Annotated in this window: 2 protein-coding genes; both read left to right on the top strand. The window is 38.0% G+C overall.

Going from position 1 to position 1205, the window contains the following annotated elements:
* The coding region (locus tag AC1DSB_RS19665) for a lysophospholipid acyltransferase family protein (protein WP_477587463.1) at positions 1-756 on the top strand (756 nt) is incomplete at its 5' end.
* 118 nt (positions 757-874) lie between these two features.
* A partial coding sequence (locus AC1DSB_RS19670) for a DegV family protein (protein WP_477587464.1) occupies positions 875-1205 on the top strand: 331 nt, incomplete at its 3' end.

Here is a 1205-nt window from a genome sequence, read left to right on the forward strand (position 1 = left end):
AGAAAAACATGGTGCAGGAGCTTGTTTAATTCTGTACGGACTTTTTCATTTTTATTTGGTTATTTGCCCTTTAGTTTGAAAGATTTACGTAAAGTGCAAAATCAACGCCATCTTTTGTCAACAGAAGATTATGATGTACTTGTACACCGTCAGCCTAAGAAATGGGCTGACGGTATTTTAAAGCGGACGAAAAGCACCTTCGATGTAAAAGGGTTGGAGCTCATACCAGAAGGTCCGGTCCTCTTTGTCAGTAATCATGAAGGCAATTTCGATATTCCATCGCTCATTGCCCATATTCCTAAGCCATTTGCTTTTATGTCAAAAATAGAAGTGAAGAAACTACCTATTATTAAAGACTGGATGGAAGCAATGAATTGCGTGTTCATTGACCGTTCTAATCGAAGAAGTGCCATGCAGTCAATTACGGATATGATCGAAACATTGAAAAATGGGCATTCCATGATTATTTTCCCTGAAGGTACCCGTAGTAAAGGAAAATCAGTTCGGGAATTCAAGTCTGGTTTTGCCAGAATCGCAAAAGAAGCTCATGTCACGATTGTACCGATTGCCATTACAGGTACGTCAGAAATTATGGAAAAGAACAAAAATAAAATAAAACCGGCCCATGTAAACATTCGCGTTATAGCACCTATTTCGATTGAAACAATTCAAACTCTGTCATTAAAAGAATTGATTGATCTTGTTCAACAAAAAATTTCAAATGAAGTAGAGCTGTTACAACACTCAAAAATTTGATGCTGATACCTAATCATCTGCTTTGTTAGTACATGGCTCATATTGGACAGCTCTAATAGTTTACATTTCCTTCAAATCTTTTTTATAATAACTATATGAAGAGAAAGGTGTGACCGGATTGGCGAAAATACATATCGTAACCGATTCAACAGCAGATTTAACGAATGAACAAATTACTCAGCATTCAATCCATGTTGTACCCTTAACGATACACATCGATGGAAAGACATACATTGATAGAGTGGACATCCAGGGAGATTCGTTTTTGGAAATGATGAAGACATCAAAGGAACTGCCAAAAAGTTCACAGCCGGCAGTTGGCGTATTCCAGGAACTCTACGATGAGTTAGGGAAGAATGGGGATCAAATCATTTCCATACACATGACTGGTGGTATGAGTGGAACGGTTAAATCTGCACAAGCAGCTGCTGAAATGACCAATTCTGACG

The sequence above is a fragment of the Paenisporosarcina sp. P4_E4_2 genome, from assembly GCF_056401595.1.